Genomic DNA, 646 nt, shown 5'->3' on the forward strand with positions numbered 1-646 from the left:
CGTCGTCGAGGCCAAGGCCGGCGCTGCCGGTCGCCTCTTCGGTGCCGTGACGACGGCGGACATCGCGTCCGCCGTGACCGCTGCGGGCGCGTCGGTCGACAAGCGCAAGATCGAGATCGGTCAGCCGATCAAGGCGACGGGGGACTACACGGTCTCCGTCCGCCTCCACCCGGAGGTCTCCGCGACCCTCGCGGTGAAGGTCGTCGCTGCCTGATCTGCTGCTGAGCAGTCCTCGAAGGCCCGGTCCCTCCTCGGAGGGGCCGGGCTTTCGTGCTGTTCACGCCGCCCCGGTGACCATCCAGGCGCTGCCCCGGGCGCGCAGGCCCGTGGTGACGGCACGGGCGGCCATGAAGACCCCCGCGAAGGCGAGCCACAGCCACGCGAGGCCCGCTGCGCCGTCGGGCGCCCACTGCCGGACGGCGAGGGCGAACGGCACGTAGACCACGAGCGTGAGCATGCCCGCCCAGGCGAGGAACCGGCCGTCCCGGGTGAACACCGGGTTCTCGTCGTCGAAGGGGCCGTTGGTGACGTCCACGACCGTGCGGGTGCCGGGGCCGGCGATGCGGGCCATCTTGATCTGGCGCAGCGGGCGTCCGATGCCCGGGTGCGACCAGGTCAGCGAACAGCCGTCCGGGCTGAAGGCGAT

General features: G+C 72.6%; 1 protein-coding gene and 1 pseudogene. One reads left to right on the forward strand and one right to left on the reverse strand.

Going from position 1 to position 646, the window contains the following annotated elements:
- On the forward strand, nt 1-214 hold a 214-nt coding region (gene rplI, locus G3I78_RS46755; RefSeq protein ID WP_164436689.1), incomplete at its 5' end, for a 50S ribosomal protein L9.
- Between the two features lie 243 nt (nt 215-457).
- Here rplI and G3I78_RS51480 read toward each other — a convergent pair.
- Nucleotides 458-646 (reverse strand): annotated as a pseudogene (locus G3I78_RS51480) (hypothetical protein); the annotation flags it as partial.

Source organism: Streptomyces sp. SID13726, from assembly GCF_010548375.1.
Taxonomy (GTDB): Bacteria; Actinomycetota; Actinomycetes; order Streptomycetales; family Streptomycetaceae; genus Streptomyces.